Origin of the sequence: Yersinia enterocolitica subsp. enterocolitica (genome assembly GCF_901472495.1) — a bacterium.
GTDB classification, from domain to species: Bacteria; Pseudomonadota; Gammaproteobacteria; order Enterobacterales; family Enterobacteriaceae; genus Yersinia; species Yersinia enterocolitica.
The window spans coordinates 1,288,144-1,309,754 of sequence record NZ_LR590469.1 but is presented as its reverse complement, the minus strand read 5'-3'; the positions used below and the strand labels follow the sequence as shown (position 1 = coordinate 1,309,754).

Genomic DNA, 21,611 nt, shown 5'->3' with positions numbered 1-21,611 from the left:
GTTAGAGATATAATGAGCAACACTAACGAGGTGAGAATGCGAAAAAAATCATTTACTCATGAGTTTAAACAAGAGTGCGTCAACCTGGTTCTTCAACATAAGTACCCGGTGACTCAGGCTGCTGAAACAATGAATATTGGCCTTTCAACCTTACAACGCTGGCTACGGCAGTATCGCGGAGAGAGCCGCGGAAATACACCGATAGCCAGTGCTATAACACCGGAACAACGCCGAATACAAGAACTTGAAAAGCAGGTGCGGCAGTTACAGAGCGACAATGACCTGTTAAAAAAGGCTTCGGCCTTCTTCGCCATGGAAATGAACAACGACAAAAAGTCGCGGTAAAACTGAAGAAGGCTGGTGCAAATATCCAACAGGTATGCCGCTGCTTGTCGCTCACGCGCAGCGTGTTTTATGCCCGTAGTCGTCGGCTAATGATCAAGCCCGATGTTCTGATGTTGCACGCGGCGGCTAAGCATGTTCACGCTGAAATGGATGCCACATATGGCAGCCGGCGCATGTGCATCGAGTTACGGGAGCAAGGTTTTAACGTGGGCAGATACCGCGTTCGGCAGATAATGAAAAACTTATTACTGGTAGCTAAACGACCTGGGCGTCATCGCTATCCAGGCGGTGGAAAACCCGCTGTCGTGGCCGCTAATCTGTTGAACCGGCAGTTTAATCCAGAGACATTGAATACCTGGTGGTCAGGTGATATTACCTATCTGCGTACCGCTCAGGGCTGGTTATATCTGGCTATCGTGATGGACTTATGTTCAAGAAAAATAGTGAGTTGGGCCTTCTCAGACAAACCGGACAGCGACTTGACTGTCCGGGCCTTAAGGCTGGCCGTAAATAAACGCCGACCCACAGGGTCAGTGGTGTTCCATAGCGATCAAGGGGCGCAATATACCAGCGCGCAGTTCCAGTCCTGCCAGCAAGAACTGGATGTTACAGGTAGTATGAGTCGAAAAGGTAACTGCCTGGATAATGCTGTTACGGAAAGGTTTTTCCGCAGCCTGAAAGCAGAGAGGGTTAACTATCGTCGTTATGAAACCCGAAGTCAGGGTATCGCTGATGTTATCGATTATATCGACAGCTTTTATAATCTGAAAAGGCGGCATTATCGGCTGGGAAATATATCGCCGGATGAATATGAACGCCGATTACAACAATGTGCCTAAATCCGTGTCCGGTTTTAGTTGACCGTTACAAGCAGCCTCGAAGCGCGGCTGATCCAACTGATTCTGAAAGCGGTTAAAGAGGGGCGAGATTTCAAGGAGATCGACCTGTTAGGCCGCCAAATTGAACGGTTGGCGCGGGTCAATCGCTACAGTCTGAGTGGTAACGAAGCCGATTTAAATCCCAACGTAGCGAACCGCAATAAGGGAGAGAGGAAACCACCGGATAAGAATCTGTTTAGCGAGTCGGCGATTGAAAAACTGGAATCCATTTTTCACGAAAATATCTTTGATTATCAGCGCGGCTGGTATCAGGCGGGATTAGCTCACCGTATCCGCAATATCCTGAAATCGCGTCAGATTGGCGCGACCTTCTTCTTTGCCCGTGAAGCGCTATTGGATGCACTGTTGACTGGCCGCAACCAGATCTTCTTATCGGCCAGTAAGGCACAGGCGCATGTGTTTAAAAGCTACATTATCGATTTTGCCCGACTGGTTGACGTTGACCTGAAAGGCGACCCGATGGTATTAGCGAACGGTGCGCGGCTGTTCTTCCTCGGTACTAACGTGCGCACAGCGCAGAGCTACACCGGCAATCTCTATCTGGATGAATATTTCTGGATACCCAAGTTTCAGGAGCTGCGCAAAGTGGCGTCTGGTATGTCATTGCACAAAAAATGGCGTACCACCTATTTCTCCACGCCGTCGAGTTTAGCCCACAGCGCTTATTCGTTCTGGTCTGGTGAACTGTTTAATAAAGGTCGCCGTAATAAGTCTAATCATATCCAGTTGGATTTAAGCCATAGCCATTTGGCCGCTGGCGCACGGTGTGCAGATGGTCAGTGGCGGCAGATTGTTACGGTTGAAGATGCGCTGACTGGCGGTTGCAACCTGTTCGACCTCGACCAACTGGCGCTGGAATACAGCCTGTCAGAATATCAAAACCTGTTGATGTGCGAGTTTGTTGATGACCAGGCATCGGTGTTCCCGTTCGCCGAGTTGCAAGCCTGCATGGTGGACAGTCTGGAAGAGTGGGAGGATTACAACCCGTATTCGTTGCGACCGTTTGGCTATCGGCCGGTGTGGATGGGTTACGATCCGTCCGAGGCTAACGGCGGTGATAGCGCCGGTTGCGCAGTCATTGCGCCGCCATTGGTGCCCGGCGGCAAGTTTCGCGTGCTGGAACGCCACCAGTGGAAAGGGATGGATTTTGCAGCGCAGGCCAGACATATCGAAGAGTTAACGCAAAGATACTGTGTGGAATACATCGGCATCGATGCCACTACTGTCGGACAGGGTGTTTTCCAGTTGGTGCGCCAGTTCTTCCCGGCCGCAAGGGAAATCAAGTACACCCCTGAAATCAAAACCGCTATGGTGCTGAAAGCCAAGCACACCATCAATAGCGGCCGGTTGGAATATGACGCTGGCCACACCGATATCACCCAATCCTTTATGGCCATCCGCAAGACCATGACCGCCAGCGGTGCGCGCTCAACTTATGCCGCCAGTCGCAGCGAAGAAGCCAGCCACGCCGATGTGGCGTGGGCGATTATGCACGCGCTGCTCAATGAACCTTTAACCGCCTTTAATGGCCGCCATAGCCCGAATATTTTGGAGTTTAATGCATGAATCAACGCAAAGGCCGCAAGAGATTAAAGCCGCACGCCGCCTATCAACAACAACCGGTTGAGGCGTTCACTTTTGGTGAACCCTCGGCGGTGTTGGATAAGCGGGAAATTCTGGATTACATCGAATGTAATGGGAATGGCAAATGGTATGAGCCGCCGATCAGTTTTGATGGGTTAGCGCGTAGTTTCAGGGCTGCCGTGCATCACAGCTCACCGCTGTACGTGAAACGCAATATTCTGGCGAGTACTTTTATTCCCCATCCGATGCTTAGCCAACAGGCATTTAGCCGTTATGCGCTGGATTATTTGGTATTCGGTAACGCCTTTTTGGAGCTGCGTCGCAACCAACTGGGTGAACCGCTGCGCCTTGACCCCAGCCCAGCTAAGTACACCCGCCGAGGCGTGCAGAAAGATTGCTACTGGTTTGTGCAGAATGGCAAAGTCGATCATCAGTTTACGGCTGGTACGGTGTTTCATCTGATAGAGCCAGATATCAATCAGGAGCTTTATGGCCTGCCGGAATATCTCAGCGGCTTAAATTCTGCCTGGCTGAATGAAGCGGCCACGCTATTTCACCGCAAGTATTACCAGAACGGCGCACATGCGGGATATATTCCGTATATGACTGACGCCGCGCAAAGTAGCAGCGATATTGAGGCGATGCGTAAAGCGATGCGCGACACCAAAGGGTTAGGCAACTTCCGCAACCTGTTTATGTATGCGCCTAATGGCAAAAAAGACGGTATTCAGATTTTGCCACTCAGCGAAGTCGCCACTAAAGATGACTTTTTCAATATCAAAAACGCCACCCGCGACGACTTGCTCAGCGTCCACCGCGTCCCTCCACAGATGATGGGCATTATCCCCAACAACACCGGCGGTTTCGGTGACATAGAAAAAGCCAGCCAGGTATTTGTCAGGAATGAACTCACCGCATTGCAAGAACGCCTGAAAGAGGTCAATGGGTGGGGAGGCGGTGGTGGGGTTTCGGGGGTATGAGCTAATAATGTAGGAAAGTAAACCCTCCTTATTGTCGAAGGGCTTAAGATAATTATTTAGGAATGACTCTTACCTTGCTCTTTTACGATTTTTGATTTGAAAATCAATGTCTTTGAATTTTTGTGAATATATTCTATTACGCCTAGGAGTTCCTCAGATAAATCAATGGTACTTTTTGATGTTATAGTATTTGGTATTACATAAGTAATCTCACAAGCCGTTATTTTTATTTTTAATTCATTAATTATGAGATATGCATTATTGAATTTTTCCACAAGTTTATGCTCGCCAAATTTTCCTCTCTGAGATATGCTTAGAGAATTTTCGATGTCATATAAAGATCGGTATGTACTGTCATCAATGTTTTCTATAATTATTTTGTTTGTAAGTTCTGAGATGTATAGCGGTTTTGATGGGTCTATGGATGGCGTATTTTTCAACCAATTAAAATCAATGGTAGGTTTGATATTTGTAATTCTTGCAGGGATAGTTGCAGTTATTTTTAAATCTATATATTTAAAAATAGGTTCATTGTTAGCATCTTTCCAGTCACTTTCGTTTTGTTCTCTGACAATCAATAAATCAATTTTATTGTGTTTGGCTTTTATTTCAGCGCCACTTTGATAACCGACTTTGGTTGCAAATATGGGTTTTAAATCTGGAATATCTCGTATTTTTCCTACTTAGAGCATCTATTTTTTCAATTGAAATTTTAGAATTATAATCTTTGCACTCAATCACTGTCTTGTATGTTATTCCTGCTAACTCATATTCCCAATATATATCAAATTCTCTTTCTACGCCAAAGTTATCAGTTATTTTCTTATTGATCTCTATTCCTGCATTTTTTACAGATGTTATTACCTCAGAGTGAAGTAATGCTTGATGTAGATCTCTCACAAATTTTTCGTACTCTTTCCAAGTAGACATACAAACCCTTAGTTCAATAATCATGATTATTTTGATATTTTGAATATTTTTTGGAAAGATATCAAGTGTATTTATACATGTATGCGGTGTGGTTATTAATAATATCAAAGATGAAGTAGAAACGACTTGCACAATGTGCATTGAACACTACGCTAGATAGCTGGACACTATTTAAAAATCAATAAGTTAGATAGTGTAGGGAAGGTGACTACGTATTTATTTATAATGATTACGTTATGGTAAAAAAGTGGGAGGAAATTAGGGGGAGTATGGATAGAACATCCTAAGTAAATTAAAGAGCAATTATAAAGTTCATTGCTCTTTAAGGTTATCCATCAGAATGATTAATTTTAGTTATGTGGACCTAAGAACCTGTCGCCATTTAGGTGAATCATATGGGTCGGAGCTTCAGCTATCCAAACTTCTGTTTCCCAGCTAATTTCTGAGAAGAATTTACTCATTGTTTTTTTATCCGGGAAAGCAGATACATAGACAAGTCCTGGGCGAGCATCCTTGAATAAGTTTGCAAGTTCGCTATGTCTTTTTCCATCGACAGGGCCATGACTAGTTACTGATTCTATAAGAATTAACCAATCTCTCTGCGGCCAATACAGAACAACGTCAGGAAGTTTCCCCTTACGATTAACAGTAACTCCAAGATCTGCTAATGCGTCTTTTCTGAAAAAATCCTCTTTAGCACCAGTGTCGCCTAAATATATAACTTGAGAGCCTGGCGCAAATCGAGGCCCAAATTCAGTAACGATATCATGTATTAATTGACTATGGTCACCGGGACTTAAGTGGATCTCAGTACCATTATCGATGGTCAGAGGAATCATATGCATTTCACGCTTCATGGCATATTGTTCGACCAATGTCTCTCGCTGCATTAGCCACTCACCTAATGCTTTATTCCAGAGAGGAGTCCCATAGGTATTCAATACATCAAATAATTCTGGTGCAATTTGATAACAAGCTTTAGGACTATTTACTGCACGATTGGGTTTATCTGGGTTGTAAAGCACGAGTCCACCATCAATAAATTGGTGTAATGTTTGCCGTCTAAATGTTTCTCTCGTATTAGGCGCATATTCTTTGCCATATATATCTCTACACCAATCCATAATTGGAGTAACACCAACCAAAGGTTTTTCTAATTCCTGCCATGAACCTTCTGGTCTTAGGTTGACTAGTGCAAGAAATGTAAGAGCTGAACGCTCATTTTGTTGTGATTTAGGCATCCCTAAAAGGGTTATAATTTCTAGGGCCTGATCAAGTTTCTCTTGGGCAGCAAGAGGATTTTTATCATCATTCTTTGACAATCTCTTAATCTCCGTATTGATAGCTTCATTAATGTTTTCTTGAGACAACCCTTGGCTGGAAATATATGAACCTATTCTTTGTAGGGATTTACGATCGGGATAATGTAGGCTTCTCAGGTCTGTTGCATTTATTTGAGTATGACCGCCAAATAAACGGTAGTATTTATCGAGTAACATAGAATTAAGGAAAGCACTTAATCCGTATGCGATGTCCTTATCCATCCCTGACTTATTTATATGAAATACATTCAGTTTATTCTCAAAACCAATCCATTCCCCAGGCAATGATCCATCATATACAGTCGCAACGATTCTCCGTTTTTCTTCTTTTGAACTAAAACGCCTAACTATTACGAAATATCCTTGATTACTCCAAAGCCATGAACGTGAACGTTCAGAAACATTTATGGCGTTAGGTTTCTTAGATTTTTTTGGCCAATCAACTACCCCATTTAAATGGACAGGGTAAATTAGGGGGACAGCACCTGGTTCTATATTTTCCCTGAGATCAGATTTTAAACGGAAATCAACGACAGGGCCAGTGCTGACACTAATTCCTAATTCATTTAAACTTGTATAGAAAACATTTAATCGGTCAATAATCGATTGGTCTCGATTATTGGCTGCAATATGAATGAATTTATCTTTATCTAACATATTGACTAGTGACTCAAACGGAATATTTCTTACCGTCATATCGCTCGCGGAAACAGAATTACTTTCTTGATCGAAAAAAAAGTCAGAATTTGGGCTTGAAGTTATTTTTACTGATTCTTGAATGCCGTTCTTAACTAAATGAATAATGATATTTTCTTGGAGTACATCATCTTCAGAGAATGCATGACTTCTACTATCGAATATATGAACATGTTTGATGGCACAGTGCTGAAATATAAAATTCCTGAAGGGTAAGTAATATGGGCCATTACAAAAAGATCTTGGGATTATTGCTACCATTTCACCTTGTTTTTTTAATTGCATGATAGCAAGAGCAACAAAACCAGCATATAGATTAACAGCTTCAATACCGATAGCACTTAATATTTTACGGTAATCACTTGCAGATGTTATTTTTTTGTAAGGGGGATTAATTATACAATGTGTGTACATTTCTGTACCGAAATCATGTTTGGTGACAGAAGCCGCAGTTATGTAGTCATTAATCTGTGGGTATATTTTGCACTTTATACCAGCAGCATTTGATGCTGACACACACTTATCTAAAACCACATCTAAGAATGGCTTTATTTTTCTTTCAATATCAATGGCATGCAACTCTAATGACCGAGCACTACCTCTACGTATAACTTCTTCTGTAAACGCTGCGGTAAGTGAGCCGGGGCCACAACCAGGGTCCAGTAAACTAATATCACCTTTAAGCTCATTGAATAATGATGCCATGAAAATGCAAATTGATGACGATGTGAAGAACTGGCCTAGCTCTCCCTTTTTATTCACATCAAGATTGGCATTTGCTTTGACTCGGATTTCATCAACTTCTTCTAACATTGTCAATTCACTACCTCAGATCATCCCATTCATCATCTTAATCTTAGGGATTAAGTACATTTAAATCATACTATTGTGAAATTTGGTGTATTTTTTAATGTAATGCAGGTTACACCTTATTCTAAGGATCGTATCCATGTCATGATAGCAAAAATACATCTTAATAAAATTTAACTGCCTAAGGCTACAGTAACGGCTACGGCGTAGTAAATACGAGTGCTCTCGGGGACTTGGCGGTTTAGCTGTGTTATGCCTAACACCATCTCACCCAAACTTATCCGAAAACACCTCCAGAGAGAGTTCCCTCTTTTTTCAGCTCAACCAAGCAGTAAGTATAGAAATCAGCACTGCTATTCAGGCCGATAAACTTACCTCGGAACATTTTCAGCTCAATGCCAAAAGTCGTGGTAGTGTGACCGTTGATTTTCATCGTGATGTCCATTAACCCTAGGCTGATGGAGGTAAGCCTTCCAACGCCTTTGATGCATTCCTAAGGGGTTCTCATTACATACTGTAAAAATGTCACTGCGTGGCTCTGACAAGCAATGTAAACCTGTCCCAAACCCAGTTGCGCGCAATGCTATCCCCGCCACGCCTGCGCGCTTTGTGGGGCGGTTTTTATGCAGTTGCGTTATCAGCTAAGATCCACACCAACCCTAGTGCCAATGACCTGCTCCCCGTTGATTAGTACACCCCGATATTAGTAATGTCTTCATAAGCCACATGAGGACATCCCCATGAAGAAGCGTTTTTCCGACCAACAGATCATCAGTATTCTCCGCGAGGCTGAAGCCGGGGTATCCGCCCGTGAACTCTGCCGCAAGCACGCCATTTCCGATGCCACGTTTTACACCTGGCGTAAGAAGTATGGCGGTATGGAGGTGCCTGAGGTTAAGCGCCTGAAGTCGCTTGAGGAAGAGAACGCCAGACTCAAGAAGCTTCTTGCCGAAGCCATGCTGGATAAAGAGGCGCTTCAGGTGGCTCTTGGGCGAAAGTACTGACGACAGACCAGAAGCGGGAAGCCGTGATGTTGATGTGTGATGCGACCGGTCTGTCGCAACGTCGTGCCTGCAGGCTAACAGGTTTGTCCCTGTCGACCTGCCGTTACGAGGCTCAGCGTCCGGCTGCTGATGCGCATTTATCAGGGCGCATCACTGAGCTGGCACTGGAGCGCAGGCGTTTTGGCTACCGTCGTATCTGGCAGTTGCTGCGCCGTAAAGGGCTGGCAACAGAACGTCTGCCGCTGCTCCGTCCGGCGGCGCCCAATCTGACCTGGTCGATGGATTTCGTCATGGACGCATTGGCCACCGGTCGCAGGATCAAGTGCCTTACCTGCGTGGACGACTTCACGAAGGAATGCCTGACGGTCACTGTTGCCTTTGGGATTTCAGGCGTGCAGGTCACGCGTATTTTGGACAGCATTGCGCTGTTTCGCGACTATCCGGCGACGATAAGAACTGATCAGGGCCCGGAATTTACCTGCCGCGCGCTTGATCAATGGGCCTTTGAGCATGGCGTGGAGCTGCGGCTTATCCAGCCTGGCAAGCCGACACAGAACGGATTTATTGAGAGTTTTAACGGACGCTTTCGCGATGAATGCCTGAATGAACACTGGTTCAGTGACGTCAGTCATGCCAGGAAAACCATCAGTGAATGGCGTCAGGATTATAACGAGTGTCGCCCGCACTCCGCGCTGAATTATCAGACGCCGTCTGAATTTGCGGCGGCCTGGAGAAAGGGTAATTCTGAGAGTGAAGGATCCGACATTACTAACTGAGCGTTGTATCTAACCCTGGGGGCAGGTCATGTGGTTCGGCAGTGTGCGGGATTTTGTATTTTAATACAGTGGAAAATAGCCATTGAAATAAAAAGAAACCAAATTTAACTTTTTGTTTCCAGTGGACTTATTGAATAATTTTTTCAGTTGAGTAATATTTTTGCTGCCGTAGTAACAGTTGTAATGCGTTGGAGATGCTTACAATATTTTGATCATCGTTGTGACTACAGCACCGGCCCTTTCTGGATTAGCCAGAGTGTGTGGTTCTTACCTACTCCGCCACAAACTTGGGCTTCTCGGTAAGGGCCACTAAGCCAATTTAGCTCAGGTGGTAGAGCAACTGATTCGTAATCAGTAGGCCGCCAGTTCGAGTCTGGCAGTTGGCACCAAGCGGTCATCGTATAATGGCTATTACCCCAGCCTTCCAAGCTGAAGATGCGGGTTCGATTCCCGCTGGCCGCTCCAGTTATCAGCACACCATTCAGCGATGAAGGGATAGCCCGGAGCGTTTGGTGTGCTGCACAATCGCATGGGCCATTGCCATAAAACCTAGCCATGCACAATTCCTCTTTGTCTAATGGCGATGGTTCAGCCGATTGTGGTGTCAGCGTAACTGCGCGGGTAATGCTGGAGATTTTCATCATGTCACCTGAGATTGGCCCGATGTCAGGTTAACCAGCGCCTGAACATCTTCGGGATAAGTACCGAGCACCACAAACTAGCTTCAGCAATGTGTAGGGCTGTTCTTTTACGTTTCTATATCACGCTTATTGCCCCATTTCGGTGGGGCTTTTTTTATATCTGACGTTCTTCATTTTTTCCTATCGAATATTCCATGTATGAACCATTAACGTTGCCGGTGGGGGTGACTACCGCTTCGGCAGGGGTGACTTTTGCTGCCATGTTTCCGGAGGCAACCCCAGCAGTGGTGGTTTGCTCTCTTGCTGGAGCGGCACTTTATGTACTTTCCAGTCGTCCACATCGTCTATGGCGACAGGTGTTATTTGCACTGATTTCATTTATTGGCGGGGTTTACTGTGCTGATATGGCATCAGAGATTATTGCTGCCTTGATTAATGCTGGTCTGAATCAACTTAGCCCACCGGTCACCATTCGTGTGACGCCAGCCATTGGTGCTTTAGTGGCATCGACAGTTTGTGTCAGCGTCCTGCTTCGTGTGATGTCCAAATACCACCTCAACTCCGACTCAAACAGAAAGGAGGGGGATTGATGGAGTGGCAAAAATGGATACTGGCCGCTAATGCGTTGGTTTGCCTGCTTATCGTTGTTCGTCTGATGTTCTATCAGAAAACAGGACGTTATCGCTTTTTCTATTCTGCTTTGGCTTATCTGGTGATATTGGCGGCAGGGTGGATAGGTATACGCATTTGTTACGGACAATATTCCGGTGCGGACCCGGCAGAATTGCTCTTGAATTTGTCATTTTGTCTGGCGATATGGGGTGCAGGTGGAAATATTGCAAAGCTAACACATTGGCGGGAGGACGCATCTCATGACAAAAAGTGACATCTTTGAAGCCATCCTCGGTAAAGAAGGGGGATACGTAAACCACCCCGATGATAAAGGTGGCCCGACCCGCTGGGGAATTACTGAAAAGGTAGCTCGTGCGCATGGCTATACCGGCGATATGCGTAATCTGCCAAGAGAAACTGCACTGGCTATTCTTGAGGCTGATTACTGGACAGGGCCACGCTTTGACCAGATAGCAGGGTTATCATCAGACATTGCCACTGACCCTGTGGGTCGGCGTTTATTTACGGCCAGCCTTAAGGCCCGGACAGTCAAGTCGCTGTCCGGTTTGTCTGAGAAGGCCCAACTCACTATTTTTCTTGAACATAAGTCCATCACGATAGCCAGATATAACCAGCCCTGAGCGGTACGCAGATAGGTAATATCACCTGACCACCAGGTATTCAATGTCTCTGGATTAAACTGCCGGTTCAACAGATTAGCGGCCACGACAGCGGGTTTTCCACCGCCTGGATAGCGATGACGCCCAGGTCGTTTAGCTACCAGTAATAAGTTTTTCATTATCTGCCGAACGCGGTATCTGCCCACGTTAAAACCTTGCTCCCGTAACTCGATGCACATGCGCCGGCTGCCATATGTGGCATCCATTTCAGCGTGAACATGCTTAGCCGCCGCGTGCAACATCAGAACATCGGGCTTGATCATTAGCCGACGACTACGGGCATAAAACACGCTGCGCGTGAGCGACAAGCAGCGGCATACCTGTTGGATATTTGCACCAGCCTTCTTCAGTTTTACCGCGACTTTTTGTCGTTGTTCATTTCCATGGCGAAGAAGGCCGAAGCCTTTTTTAACAGGTCATTGTCGCTCTGTAACTGCCGCACCTGCTTTTCAAGTTCTTGTATTCGGCGTTGTTCCGGTGTTATAGCACTGGCTATCGGTGTATTTCCGCGGCTCTCTCCGCGATACTGCCGTAGCCAGCGTTGTAAGGTTGAAAGGCCAATATTCATTGTTTCAGCAGCCTGAGTCACCGGGTACTTATGTTGAAGAACCAGGTTGACGCACTCTTGTTTAAACTCATGAGTAAATGATTTTTTTCGCATTCTCACCTCGTTAGTGTTGCTCATTATATCTCTAACAAAATGTCCGGAATGATTAGACCATTACAAGTGCACCAATATTAATTGCGGCAAAACTTTTAAGACCCATGAAACTATCGTTGAAACGATAATGGAACCGGGAATAATTAATGCTGTACCGCCCCACCCTAAAGGGAATCAAGGCGTGTTGTGGATGTAATTAAAGAAGCCTGCGAATTGCAGGTTTTTTTATATCAAAATTCTGTGTAATTAATATCTTGTTGGGGGATAACTGGCTGTTTATCGTGCTTGCGTGGGGGGTAGCCTTGAGGGTGTGAAAAGTGCCGTAGACACAATGTAGTCATTTTGTAGTCACTTTGCTGCCGCTTGCCAAATCTCAGGCGCAAAAAAACCGCCTCTCGGCGGTTAACGACATACTCATACTACTTTGTTTTACTAAGATTTTGTTTCCATGGTGCCCGGGGCGGGACTTGAACCCGCACAGCCATAAGCCGAGGGATTTTAAATCCCTTGTGTCTACCGATTTCACCACCCGGGCTCTGGAAAACTGGAGGCGCGTCCCGGAGTCGAACCGAGGTAGACGGATTTGCAATCCGTAGCATGGCCACTCTGCCAACGCGCCTTTTTTCTTTGCCTTACTACTGAGGTTCGCTTGAAGCCAACCTACTAATTTGGAGCGGGAAACGAGACTCGAACTCGCGACCCCGACCTTGGCAAGGTCGTGCTCTACCAACTGAGCTATTCCCGCAACATCAGAACTTACTGATTCTTTTGCTATCTTTCGGCATTTCGTTGCTGCCGTCTGATGCGATGCATTCTACTTACCTGACGCGATGAGTCAATAAAATTATCAGACTAATTCGTTCGTTTGCTGCTTTTTCCGGCGCTTCGATCAAGGTTCGAGCAAATCTTTCCAGGCAGCGTTTAAATATTGAAACATTGACCAAAATGTCAGGACCGCGGCAATGTAGAGGAGAACAAAACTCGCCAGTTCAATATTATGATCTGGTCGCCAAAGTAGCCCAACTAATGAGCCCATTTGAGCAGTTGTTTTGACTTTACCAATCCATGAGACCGCAACACTGCTACGTTTACCAATTTCGGCCATCCATTCACGGAGGGAAGAAATGATAATCTCACGAGCAATCATTGTTGCTGCTGGCAAAGTGATCCACCAAACATGGTAATGTTCAGCAACCAAGACCAACGCAATGGCCACCATCACTTTATCCGCTACTGGATCAAGAAAAGCTCCAAAGCGGGTTGTCTGTTTCCAGCGCCGAGCTAAAAAGCCATCGAACCAATCGGTTGCAGCTGCAAACACAAATATGATGGCGCAAACCATCGGAGCCCAGACGAATGGCAGATAGAACGCCAAAACGAAGAATGGGATGAGTACTACACGAAACAGGGTAAGCCAAGTCGGTATATTCAATTGCATCATGCTACGATAACTATCTGGCTGGTGTGGATATTATGAGTATGGTGCAACATTAGCTTCAGTGTTTCAATGCATTGTAGATTTTTTCTGCCAATGCTTGTGAAATACTCGGCACTTTTGCAATTTCCTCGACGCTAGCGTTAAGTAAAGGTTGCAGTCCCCCCATATACTTCAGCAATATTTGCCGCCGTTTAGGGCCTACTCCCTCTATTAGTTCTAATGCGCTAGTATTTTTTACTTTTGAGCGACGCTGCCTATGCCCCGTTATGGCATGATGATGAGAATCGTCACGAATATGTTGAATCAGATGCAACGCGGGTGAGTCTGGTGGCAATGAAAAACCCTCCCCCTCAGCAGCCAGGAATAATGTTTCCAGCCCTGCTTTTCGGTCACTTCCTTTGGCAACACCAACTAATAAAGGCTTTTGTTTATCCCATGGAACATTGAGTGAAGCAAAAACGTCAAAAGCTTGTGACAACTGGCCTTTCCCGCCATCAATAAAAATAACATCCGGGATCTTTTTATCATCTAATGCCTTACCATATCGGCGTTTAAGCACCTGAGACATAGCAGCATAATCATCACCCGGAGTGATACCACTAATATTGTAGCGCCTATATTCTGAACGTACAGGGCCATTTGCATCAAATACCACACAAGATGCGACAGTTTGCTCCCCCATCGTATGACTGATATCAAAACATTCCATCCGATTTATCTCATCAAGGTTAAGAATCTTGGCTAATTCTTTCATTCGTTGATGGATAGTTGATTGCTGGGACAAACGAGTCACCAGCGCCGTTGACGCATTGGTTCGCGCAAGTTTGAGATAACGAGCTCTATCACCACGAGGGCGGCTTTGTATCTGGATTTTTCTTCCAGCCAATTCAGAAAGGGAAGATGCCAATAGATCTTTTTCAGCGAGCGTGAAATCCAACAAAATTTCACCTGGAAGCGTACGTACCTGGCTTCCTTGTAGGTAAAACTGCCCGACGAATGTTTGAACAACTTCACTCAATTCCGTTCCCGCAGGAACTTTGGGGAAATAACTGCGACTTCCCAGAACCTTTCCCTGCCGAATAAATAGCACATGGACACAGGCTAATCCGGCATCAAACGCCACACCGATCACGTCGAGATCTTCGCTATCGCCAGAAACAAACTGTTGTTCCGTAACTCGCCGTACAGCCTGTATTTGATCACGGATACGTGCCGCATCTTCAAAGTGAAGCAATCGGCTCGCTTCTTCCATGCGAGAAATCAGTTGCGTCAATACTTGCTGGTCTTTGCCTGATAGGAACAGACGAACATAATCGACCTGACGCTGATACTCCTCTTCACTCACTAATCCTGGCACGCATGGCCCAGAACAACGGCCAATTTGATATTGTAGGCAAGGTCGTGACCGGTTGCGATAGACACTGTTCTCACATTGCCTGACCGGAAATAGCTTTTGCAGTAATGCTAAAGTTTCGCGCACTGCGTAGGAATTGGGAAATGGTCCGAAATACTCCCCTTTTTCATGCTTGGCACCGCGATGAATGGCTAGACGCGGATGTTTGTCCGCGCTGAGGAAAATGAGTGGATACGATTTATCATCCCGCAATAGTACATTATAACGAGGTTGATAAAGCTTGATGTAATTATGCTCAAGCAGTAGCGCTTCAGTCTCTGTATGTGTGACAGTGACGTCAATTTGCGCAATATTTTTAACCAAAGTTTCCGTTTTTCGACTGGCAACATGAGCACGGAAATAGCTCGTCAGACGCTTCTTAAGGTCTTTTGCTTTGCCAACATAAATAACTGTCCCCGCCTTATCATACATACGGTAAACACCAGGTTGGCTGGTGACAGTTTTTAAAAACTCTTTAGAATCAAAACAATCAGTCACTATTAGATAACGTCTCCGCGTTAAACAAACCGTGGCGTATAGCCAAATGGGTCAATTCAACGTCACCACTAATATTAAGCTTGCTAAACATCCGATAGCGGTAGCTGTTCACAGTTTTCGGGCTCAGATGAAGTTGCTCCGATATCTCATTCACCTTTTGGCCTTTCGTTATCATTAGCATAATTTGTAACTCACGCTCTGACAAACAACTAAAAGGTGTTTCCGTCGGCGGTTCTAACTGCCCTAAAGCCATTTGCTGTGCAATGTCAGAAGCAATGTAACGTTGCCCCGAATGCACCGCTCGGATAGCAGTAACCACATCTTGAGGTGCCGCACCTTTACTCAGATATCCACTAGCACCAGCCTGCATAACTTTCGCAGGTAACGGATTTTCTGTATGGATAGTTAACATGATAACTTTGGTATCTGGGGAAAAGCGTAAAATTTTACGAGTTGCCTCCAACCCGCCGATGCCGGGCATATTCATATCCATCAAAACGATATCAACAATATGGTTACGGCACCATTTTACCGCATCTTCTCCACACTGCATCTCATCCGCTACTTTGATACCCTTGATGTCTTCAAGAATGCGTCGTATCCCTGCGCGCACCAGTTCGTGGTCATCAACAAGAAGAACGCTAATCAAAGAAAATTCTCCAAAAATAAGGGAGTAACCTAATCACGCTTTACTTACGACAATGATATTACTTGTTTTCGCGCAAATAATGAATACAGAATAATTGCAAATTCATATCTATATCGTTTGACAGATATTATTTTTATCATCATTTTCACTATGTACATAAAATCGTAGGTATCTCGATTAATGTCATGATAAAAAAGAAAAGTTTTTTAAGACTTTTCTTGTCACTATGTATCCACTCCGGAAAAAATTAATTGCTGCCTCAAAAAATTAATGTTTATGCAACGAAACACAACACATTGATACAACTAAAAAACAGATAATTTTGTGCTATTCTTAATAGTAGGAATTATTCTTATTTTTTATTTATTTTCCATACATTATTCACCTTATAAATGAGTGCTTTTGACACTTATTAATCAGCACAAAAATGGCATGTTTTTTATAAACAAATCTTTCTTAATTAAGTTAATGCACCCTGCCGGGATAAAAACAAGGGTCAGCCGTGGTATCCCCCGACATCAGCGCATCCTTGGTTTGTGCTCTTGGTGGCAGAATACGCACAAGTTATCAAAGCTAATCATCAGTTTATGATATAATGAAATTATTGTTTAATAATGCCTCCTATGTGCATTGTGGTGCGGGGTTACCCATATCACCTTGTCCACAGGCAAGCGGCTACTTCAGGAAAAAAGATGAGTAATCCAGATTTCACCACTTCTGCCGACCCAGAAACTTTAGCAAATGAAGTTGCATGTTTAAAAGCGACTGTGACCCTGCTGCTCAAAGCGATCGGCCAAGCCGATGCGGGGAAAGTAATCTTAAATATCGAGCGTTCTATTGCTGATATAGAAGACACTGCTCAGGCTGAAGTTTTCTCCAATACACTTGCTCAAATTAAAAGCGGATATCGTCAATAGTCACCTGTGACAACGAGTAACACTCCTATATATTCATGCTGCCACGTAGAAAGTTTTTTTCAGTTAAATACTCTCTATTGGCAGTTTGTTTTATGATCGTTCGAGACAATGATGAGCCTGCTACTTAAAGCATTAATTGGTGCCGGGGTTGTAGTACTGATTGGGATATTAGCGAAAACACGAAACTACTATATTGCTGGTTTAATCCCGCTGTTTCCAACGTTTGCACTTATTGCTCATTATATTGTCGGTAGTGAACGTAGCATCCAGGCACTGCGCGTAACAATCGTCTTTGGGTTATGGGCGATCATTCCATATTTTATCTATTTGATATCACTTTATTTTTTCATTGAGCACTGGCACTTACCTATTGCCCTAACGGCAGCCGTATTATGCTGGGTGATTGCAGCCTGGATACTTATATCGGCCTGGAGTCAATGGCACAGTTAGCGATAGACCATGCCATAAAGTATAATTTAATCAACGTAATAGCAGCAAAATAAGAGCATGAATAGCCAGCATTACTACAGAGAAAATAAGGTTTATATTATTGATAGACTTGGATCTCACCTCTTCAGAAGGCTCGTCACTTACCTGAATTTTTCTGATTCGATAAATCCAATACCCACCAAACACTACAAAAACCAGGGCTAACGACACCGCCAGCAGGGGGTGCCCCCACACTAAATACTCACTTAATCCCGCAATAACAAACCAAAGAATGACAAAGACCATGATTGACCACCTAATGTTTTCAGAATTAGATTTTAGCATACCCCGTAAAAACGCTTAAGTTACGACCAAAAATAGTAATTTTATTGTTAACCCGCTCTAAAATGTGTATTTCAATCGATATTATAGTATCGGATATAACGAGGGGTATTCATATGATTTGGGGTGAGTATAAAGGAAACGCAAGGTTGGGCTAGAAGGTAAAATTTACTTTACGGCAATAAAAATGTCGAATTCTATGACCTACTTCTTAATTGTTATAGAATCGACGGAGTGGCAAATGTGATGAGATATGTTTGAGGACATAAGGCATATGGTTGCTCAGTTTACTATGGAAAATATCGCCGGACTGATTTTGGTTATTAGTTGCGTTATTGCTTTACTAAGACGAAGGTATGGGCTGAATGGCTAGCTATCCAGCAACACTGTTATTTGAAGTTTATCGATATAGTTCATAAGCATGGTGCAGATTTTACTTTCCCCAGCCGTTCGCTTTATTTCGAAAATAGCACAGCAGTGTCACCAAAAATATCTACGCAGTAGTAATTCTTCTTTTAACGCCAATAGACGCCGTGCGTAATAGCCAGGTACTGTTGACTGAGAAAGACAACAGCTATTTATGTTGATTCCGCCAAACTATCTACTTATCTACTTATCTACTTATCTACTTATCTACTTATCTGCTTATCTGCTTTCAGATTGTCAGAACTTGCTCACCTAAGCGGCTGTTGTGCCGTTGATATGAAAATTAAACCATAGGTTGATTTTAATATCAATCAATGGATTTTATTTTAATCAACCATAGGGTTTCTTTTTTAATTACAGGTGAAAAAAAACTGACTCTGGCTCTGGCGCTGATTAAGTTATTTGATTTTCTACTTTTTGGGTAACCCTTTGAGGTTTCTGGACTCCAACAATTCATTGAATAATCGATCGTAATTTTCGACTTTGATTCTAAGGGTTTCAATATGATTGTCTTTATCACTTTCCGGTAAGCGCTCAAACAAATTCAGCAACTCTCGTTGTCTTTCACTGAGTACCAAGGGCTGAAAGATAGAGCAATCATCACTATCACGTTCATCACTGAGTAACCAGGAAAGGGAAACGCCAAAAGCTTCAGATAGTTTTAATGCCGAATCTTTACTTATACTTCCTTTCGTGAACCAACGACCAGCTGCTTGGGGGCTGATTCCACAGATGCGAGCAAGTCCCGACTTGTTTACGCCGGTTTTATTCATTATCTGATAAAGACGAGCCGCGATAGGCGGTTCTTGACAGTTTTTTTCTTCTTTCATTTCAAAATTATAAACCAAAGGGTTAACAATATAAATAACTCATAGGTTGTATTTTGGTGTAACCCTATGATTTAATCTGGCGGTTGATCATGACAAAGGTTGCAACCACCATGACAAAAACAGTTATCTCAGGCTGAGTCTGGAAGTAATTAAAAGGTAGCTGTTGGAAGGATCGATTTGATATGCGGTTGCTCATTACCTTTATGGATACAGCATAGCTGGGTTATGTCAGCTATTGCTAATCTGTGGCTTCACTTAACTTTGTTAGCAATGAAATCGAGTTTAATCGGGGCCCCTATCGGGGGTTAATAATATAAGGATGTTACCCTAATGATTCCTATAGAAAACTTGATTAAGCTTCTGCCTTCGGATGGTACGGTCTTAATTCGCTGCGAGCATGGTGAGATAGTCAGTGTTGAACATTTACAAGATAACCAGTTTGTCGCAACGTTGCCGGTATTTATAGAACTGGCGGAAATAGCTGGGTATACAATTTCAATGCCCGATGTTTGACGGAATAATAGCTCTGTCAGCCTGAACAACTGACAACCTAAGCAGTTGTTGTGTCATCACCCAAGGGGGCAAGATGGCACAACTATCATTTATTAAACCTGGTAGTACTATGCTGACGTCGGCTATACCCGATGTTAGGGAATCTCTGCATTATAAAATCAAGTTGAGATGCAGCCATGTCAACTATTTAACAAAACATATTCGCTATAGCAGCTTGTGGGCAGGTAAGCACGCAGACTCTATAACTCGCCTCGAATACTGTGATGTATTGCCGCGCTGTGCAATTAAACCTCCAAATGGGCAGGGGCCTGGAAATGGCATATCTTCCATAAACTCCCCCATTTAATTAATAGCGCCACCATTCACCCTAATTAGGATGAGGGCGTTATGCACACACAGTATATTTCACGGAAGGAAGAAGAGTTATGATGCGAATATCGAAAAACTTCCCGTCAGGGCAGAAAAAACCAAGGCGTAATATTCAACTTGTTCTTGAGCGCTGGGGTGTATGGGCTAAAGATAATTCAGGTATTGACTATTCCTCTATTGCCGCAGGGTTTAAAGGTTTACTCCCGTACACCACCTCATCACGACTTTCATGTTGTGATGATGATGGATTAGCCGTTGATGGGTGCGTTTCTCGCTTAAAAAGTCATCGGTATGATGAGTGGGAATTGGTCATTCGGCACTATGTCTATAATCAATCCAAACGTGCTATTGCACGGCAACAAAAGAAAGACGAAAGAGCAATAAGAATAAATCTACAATTGGCTGAGGGCTTTGTTGATGGTTGCCTTGCCATGATGGATATTCGCCTTGAGATGGACGCCGAAATACAAAATTAATTTTTTATGATAAAAGTGTTGGTGCGGCCGCAAAAAGTGCATTAGTCTGATAACAGTTGGTTGTGCAGTTGCACTCACACAGTCAAATAAACCTCGCTCAGGCGCTGAGGGATCCCCAGTAAATCAGCGCTAATAAACCAACACCATACTTCGGTAGGTTCTGGCGAGGTGGTTAAGAACGGTATCCAGTGCCGTTCGCATTAAAATTAGCGGAGAGTGTCGCAAGATATTCTCCGCTAATGTCAAATAAGATATAACCCGTCGTGACTTAAGGCTGTTGGCCTGATACCTCAGATGTAATCCTTTATTTTCAGCGTGATAGCCCAGAAGCCACAGCACAATTGTGCTCAGTGTCGCCAGCAGGCTCAGCACCAGCATTCTTCCTGTTGAACGGCTGTAGCTAGCACGCAGGCCGAACCCGAAGCGTTCGCTTTTTTCATCCCGAAAGTTTTGCTCGATCTGCATTCGGCGACTGTATAACTTCATGACTTCTCTTGGTTTAAAGTCATTTGTGCTGCTGAAGAGCAGCCACGGTTCTGTTGCAGCGGAGCGCGCGTCTTTTATTTGTGCTGGTCTGGTTATGTCACAACGAGAGCGCTTATTTTTTCTTCCTTTTGATGTTTTTTTATGAAGATAAAAATGGCCGTCACACTGGGCATACACTGCGCGGGCAAGTGTTCCGGGGCCCAGATATTCCGGTTTACTGCTGGCCTGTAATTCCTGACGTTTGAACCAGTATTCGCCTTTGCTGCCTAGCCGCATTTGGGTATTGCCCCTGATACGCCCTATAAAATCCCATCCGAGTGATTTTATATGCCGGAACCAGGCATTCTGGAACCCCGCGTCAGTGACAATGATGACTCTGGCCTGCGAATTCACTGCACTGGCAAGAGCATTGAGGAAGTCTTTTTGTATCTGCGTATTTTGCTGTTTTTTTGATGGAACAACCCAACTTAATAAAGGTATCGATCGCCCGTCGCAGATAAGGCTGGCGCGAAGCACGTGATTCTCCTGAGACGGATAGCCACTCCAGTCAACGGCAATAACACAGAGAGAGAGTTTCCGTGTCAGCATCGAGATAATATTTTTAAAAATCAGAGGAATATCACGATGTAGTGATTCATTGCCCAGCAGACGATCAATACGCTTGATTTTATTTTTGACCTGAGCCGCACCGGGTAAATAACGTCCGATACTGGTCAGTGTCAGCGATGCGCCATTGATTAACGCAATGGTGGCATCGAGCAAAGCATTTTGTCGGTATTTGTGAAAGGGAGCTAAAGCATCACGGAAGAAGTTCTGACATACTTGGCGAGCAGGCATAGAGGTGATCTCATTGAATTGGTAGCACAATCAGTAGATCACAAAACTCTATGCCTGTCTTTTTTACC

The 21,611-nt window shown here is 44.2% G+C and carries 22 protein-coding genes, 5 tRNA genes and 3 pseudogenes; 15 read left to right on the top strand and 15 right to left on the bottom strand.

All coding sequences use genetic code 11. The features are described 5' to 3' along the window. The first annotated feature begins 36 nt into the window (after positions 1-36). The 4 genes and pseudogenes from FGL26_RS06195 (at position 37) to FGL26_RS06180 (ending at position 3,808) form a co-directional block, all read left to right on the top strand. A complete protein-coding gene (locus tag FGL26_RS06195; protein ID WP_005166743.1) occupies positions 37-345 on the top strand; it encodes a transposase in 309 nt (102 codons plus the stop codon). 2 nt (positions 346-347) lie between these two features. Continuing rightward, entirely contained in the window at positions 348-1,184 is an 837-nt protein-coding gene (locus FGL26_RS06190; RefSeq protein ID WP_032902664.1) for an IS3 family transposase, read from the top strand. A 24-nt stretch (positions 1,185-1,208) separates the two neighbouring features. Further along, positions 1,209-2,810 (top strand): annotated as a pseudogene (locus FGL26_RS06185) (terminase large subunit domain-containing protein); the annotation flags it as partial. After that, complete coding sequence (locus FGL26_RS06180; RefSeq protein WP_005170313.1) at positions 2,807-3,808, top strand: phage portal protein; 1,002 nt, start codon at positions 2,807-2,809, stop codon at positions 3,806-3,808. The pseudogene FGL26_RS06185 and the gene FGL26_RS06180, both read left to right, overlap by 4 nt. A 56-nt stretch (positions 3,809-3,864) precedes the next feature. Here FGL26_RS06180 and FGL26_RS06175 read toward each other — a convergent pair whose 3' ends face one another. From FGL26_RS06175 to FGL26_RS06160, 4 genes are all read right to left on the bottom strand, one after another. Beyond that, positions 3,865-4,386, bottom strand: a complete 522-nt coding sequence (locus FGL26_RS06175; RefSeq protein ID WP_005170310.1) for a hypothetical protein — start codon at positions 4,384-4,386, stop codon at positions 3,865-3,867. A gap of 31 nt (positions 4,387-4,417) precedes the next feature. Further along, positions 4,418-4,738: a hypothetical protein gene (locus tag FGL26_RS06170; RefSeq protein WP_005170307.1), complete on the bottom strand. Its 321-nt coding sequence runs from the start codon at positions 4,736-4,738 to the stop codon at positions 4,418-4,420. 350 nt (positions 4,739-5,088) lie between these two features. Next, positions 5,089-7,569, bottom strand: a complete 2,481-nt coding sequence (locus tag FGL26_RS06165; RefSeq protein ID WP_005170304.1) for a BsuBI/PstI family type II restriction endonuclease — start codon at positions 7,567-7,569, stop codon at positions 5,089-5,091. A gap of 274 nt (positions 7,570-7,843) precedes the next feature. Beyond that, positions 7,844-7,999, bottom strand: a complete 156-nt coding sequence (locus FGL26_RS06160; RefSeq protein ID WP_005170303.1) for a hypothetical protein — start codon at positions 7,997-7,999, stop codon at positions 7,844-7,846. 307 nt (positions 8,000-8,306) lie between these two features. Here FGL26_RS06160 and FGL26_RS06155 point away from each other — a divergent pair. The 6 genes and pseudogenes from FGL26_RS06155 to FGL26_RS06130 all read left to right on the top strand — a co-directional run. Further along, positions 8,307-9,346 (top strand): IS3-like element ISYen3 family transposase gene (locus FGL26_RS06155; protein ID WP_102990426.1). Its coding sequence is split into 2 segments (ribosomal slippage): positions 8,307-8,565 and positions 8,565-9,346, totalling 1,041 coding nucleotides; the frame shifts between segments, so codons are not numbered across the junction. Between the two features lie 313 nt (positions 9,347-9,659). Continuing rightward, positions 9,660-9,735 (top strand) — tRNA-Thr (locus FGL26_RS06150). Position 9,736: 1 nt separating this feature from the next. Further along, a tRNA-Gly gene (locus FGL26_RS06145) sits at positions 9,737-9,811 on the top strand. A gap of 370 nt (positions 9,812-10,181) precedes the next feature. Further along, positions 10,182-10,577, top strand: a complete 396-nt coding sequence (locus tag FGL26_RS06140; protein WP_032908439.1) for a putative holin — start codon at positions 10,182-10,184, stop codon at positions 10,575-10,577. Beyond that, positions 10,577-10,873, top strand: coding sequence for a phage holin family protein (locus FGL26_RS06135; protein ID WP_005166766.1), 297 nt, complete (start codon positions 10,577-10,579; stop codon positions 10,871-10,873). Before FGL26_RS06140 ends, FGL26_RS06135 begins: the two co-directional genes overlap by 1 nt. Next, positions 10,860-11,102: pseudogene (locus FGL26_RS06130) on the top strand (glycosyl hydrolase 108 family protein); the annotation flags it as partial. The gene FGL26_RS06135 and the pseudogene FGL26_RS06130, both read left to right, overlap by 14 nt. On the opposite strand, the gene FGL26_RS21920 reads toward FGL26_RS06130, so the two are convergent. The 8 genes from FGL26_RS21920 to uvrY all read right to left on the bottom strand — a co-directional run bounded on the left by FGL26_RS21920 (position 11,042) and on the right by uvrY (position 15,918). Next, positions 11,042-11,629, bottom strand: coding sequence for an IS3 family transposase (locus FGL26_RS21920; RefSeq protein ID WP_227746642.1), 588 nt, complete (start codon positions 11,627-11,629; stop codon positions 11,042-11,044). The pseudogene FGL26_RS06130 and the gene FGL26_RS21920 overlap by 61 nt on opposite strands. A 2-nt stretch (positions 11,630-11,631) precedes the next feature. Beyond that, positions 11,632-11,940 (bottom strand): transposase, encoded by a 309-nt coding sequence (locus tag FGL26_RS06120; protein ID WP_005166743.1) that lies wholly within the window; start codon positions 11,938-11,940, stop codon positions 11,632-11,634. A 449-nt stretch (positions 11,941-12,389) separates the two neighbouring features. Continuing rightward, positions 12,390-12,475: transfer RNA gene (locus FGL26_RS06110), tRNA-Leu, on the bottom strand. 10 nt (positions 12,476-12,485) lie between these two features. Continuing rightward, positions 12,486-12,559, bottom strand: a tRNA-Cys gene (locus FGL26_RS06105). A gap of 50 nt (positions 12,560-12,609) precedes the next feature. Next, a tRNA-Gly gene (locus tag FGL26_RS06100) sits at positions 12,610-12,685 on the bottom strand. A 144-nt stretch (positions 12,686-12,829) separates the two neighbouring features. Beyond that, positions 12,830-13,378 carry a CDP-diacylglycerol--glycerol-3-phosphate 3-phosphatidyltransferase gene (gene pgsA / locus FGL26_RS06095; RefSeq protein ID WP_005170287.1) on the bottom strand — a complete coding sequence of 183 codons (549 nt, stop codon included), beginning with the start codon at positions 13,376-13,378 and terminating at the stop codon, positions 12,830-12,832. Positions 13,379-13,436: 58 nt separating this feature from the next. Further along, complete coding sequence (gene uvrC / locus FGL26_RS06090; RefSeq protein WP_005170283.1) at positions 13,437-15,269, bottom strand: excinuclease ABC subunit UvrC; 1,833 nt, start codon at positions 15,267-15,269, stop codon at positions 13,437-13,439. Continuing rightward, positions 15,262-15,918 carry a UvrY/SirA/GacA family response regulator transcription factor gene (uvrY, locus tag FGL26_RS06085; RefSeq protein ID WP_005160181.1) on the bottom strand — a complete coding sequence of 219 codons (657 nt, stop codon included), beginning with the start codon at positions 15,916-15,918 and terminating at the stop codon, positions 15,262-15,264. Before uvrY ends, uvrC begins: the two co-directional genes overlap by 8 nt. 692 nt (positions 15,919-16,610) lie before the next feature. On the opposite strand from uvrY, the gene FGL26_RS06080 reads away from it, so the two are divergent. Together FGL26_RS06080 and FGL26_RS06075 are read left to right on the top strand one after the other, a co-directional pair. Further along, positions 16,611-16,835 carry a DUF2594 family protein gene (locus tag FGL26_RS06080; RefSeq protein ID WP_005160184.1) on the top strand — a complete coding sequence of 75 codons (225 nt, stop codon included), beginning with the start codon at positions 16,611-16,613 and terminating at the stop codon, positions 16,833-16,835. Positions 16,836-16,946: 111 nt separating this feature from the next. Then, a complete protein-coding gene (locus FGL26_RS06075; RefSeq protein ID WP_005170280.1) occupies positions 16,947-17,285 on the top strand; it encodes a GlpM family protein in 339 nt (112 codons plus the stop codon). A 30-nt stretch (positions 17,286-17,315) separates the two neighbouring features. On the opposite strand, the gene FGL26_RS06070 is transcribed toward FGL26_RS06075, so the two are convergent. After that, positions 17,316-17,570 carry a hypothetical protein gene (locus FGL26_RS06070; RefSeq protein WP_005170278.1) on the bottom strand — a complete coding sequence of 85 codons (255 nt, stop codon included), beginning with the start codon at positions 17,568-17,570 and terminating at the stop codon, positions 17,316-17,318. Between the two features lie 369 nt (positions 17,571-17,939). Between FGL26_RS06070 and FGL26_RS21640 the strand changes: the two are divergent. Next, positions 17,940-18,110 (top strand): annotated as a pseudogene (locus FGL26_RS21640) (mechanosensitive ion channel protein MscS); the annotation flags it as partial. 332 nt (positions 18,111-18,442) lie between these two features. On the opposite strand, the gene FGL26_RS06065 reads toward FGL26_RS21640, so the two are convergent. Further along, on the bottom strand, positions 18,443-18,862 hold the full coding sequence (locus FGL26_RS06065; RefSeq protein WP_005170276.1) for a helix-turn-helix domain-containing protein: 420 nt from the start codon (positions 18,860-18,862) through the stop codon (positions 18,443-18,445). A 330-nt stretch (positions 18,863-19,192) separates the two neighbouring features. On the opposite strand from FGL26_RS06065, the gene FGL26_RS06060 reads away from it, so the two are divergent. Beyond that, entirely contained in the window at positions 19,193-19,375 is a 183-nt protein-coding gene (locus tag FGL26_RS06060) for a hypothetical protein (protein WP_005170274.1), read from the top strand. 425 nt (positions 19,376-19,800) lie between these two features. Further along, complete coding sequence (locus FGL26_RS06050; protein WP_005170273.1) at positions 19,801-20,220, top strand: antiterminator Q family protein; 420 nt, start codon at positions 19,801-19,803, stop codon at positions 20,218-20,220. 129 nt (positions 20,221-20,349) lie between these two features. On the opposite strand, the gene FGL26_RS06045 is transcribed toward FGL26_RS06050, so the two are convergent. Then, positions 20,350-21,543, bottom strand: coding sequence for an IS4 family transposase (locus tag FGL26_RS06045; protein ID WP_005170564.1), 1,194 nt, complete (start codon positions 21,541-21,543; stop codon positions 20,350-20,352). Positions 21,544-21,611: the final 68 nt, after the last annotated feature.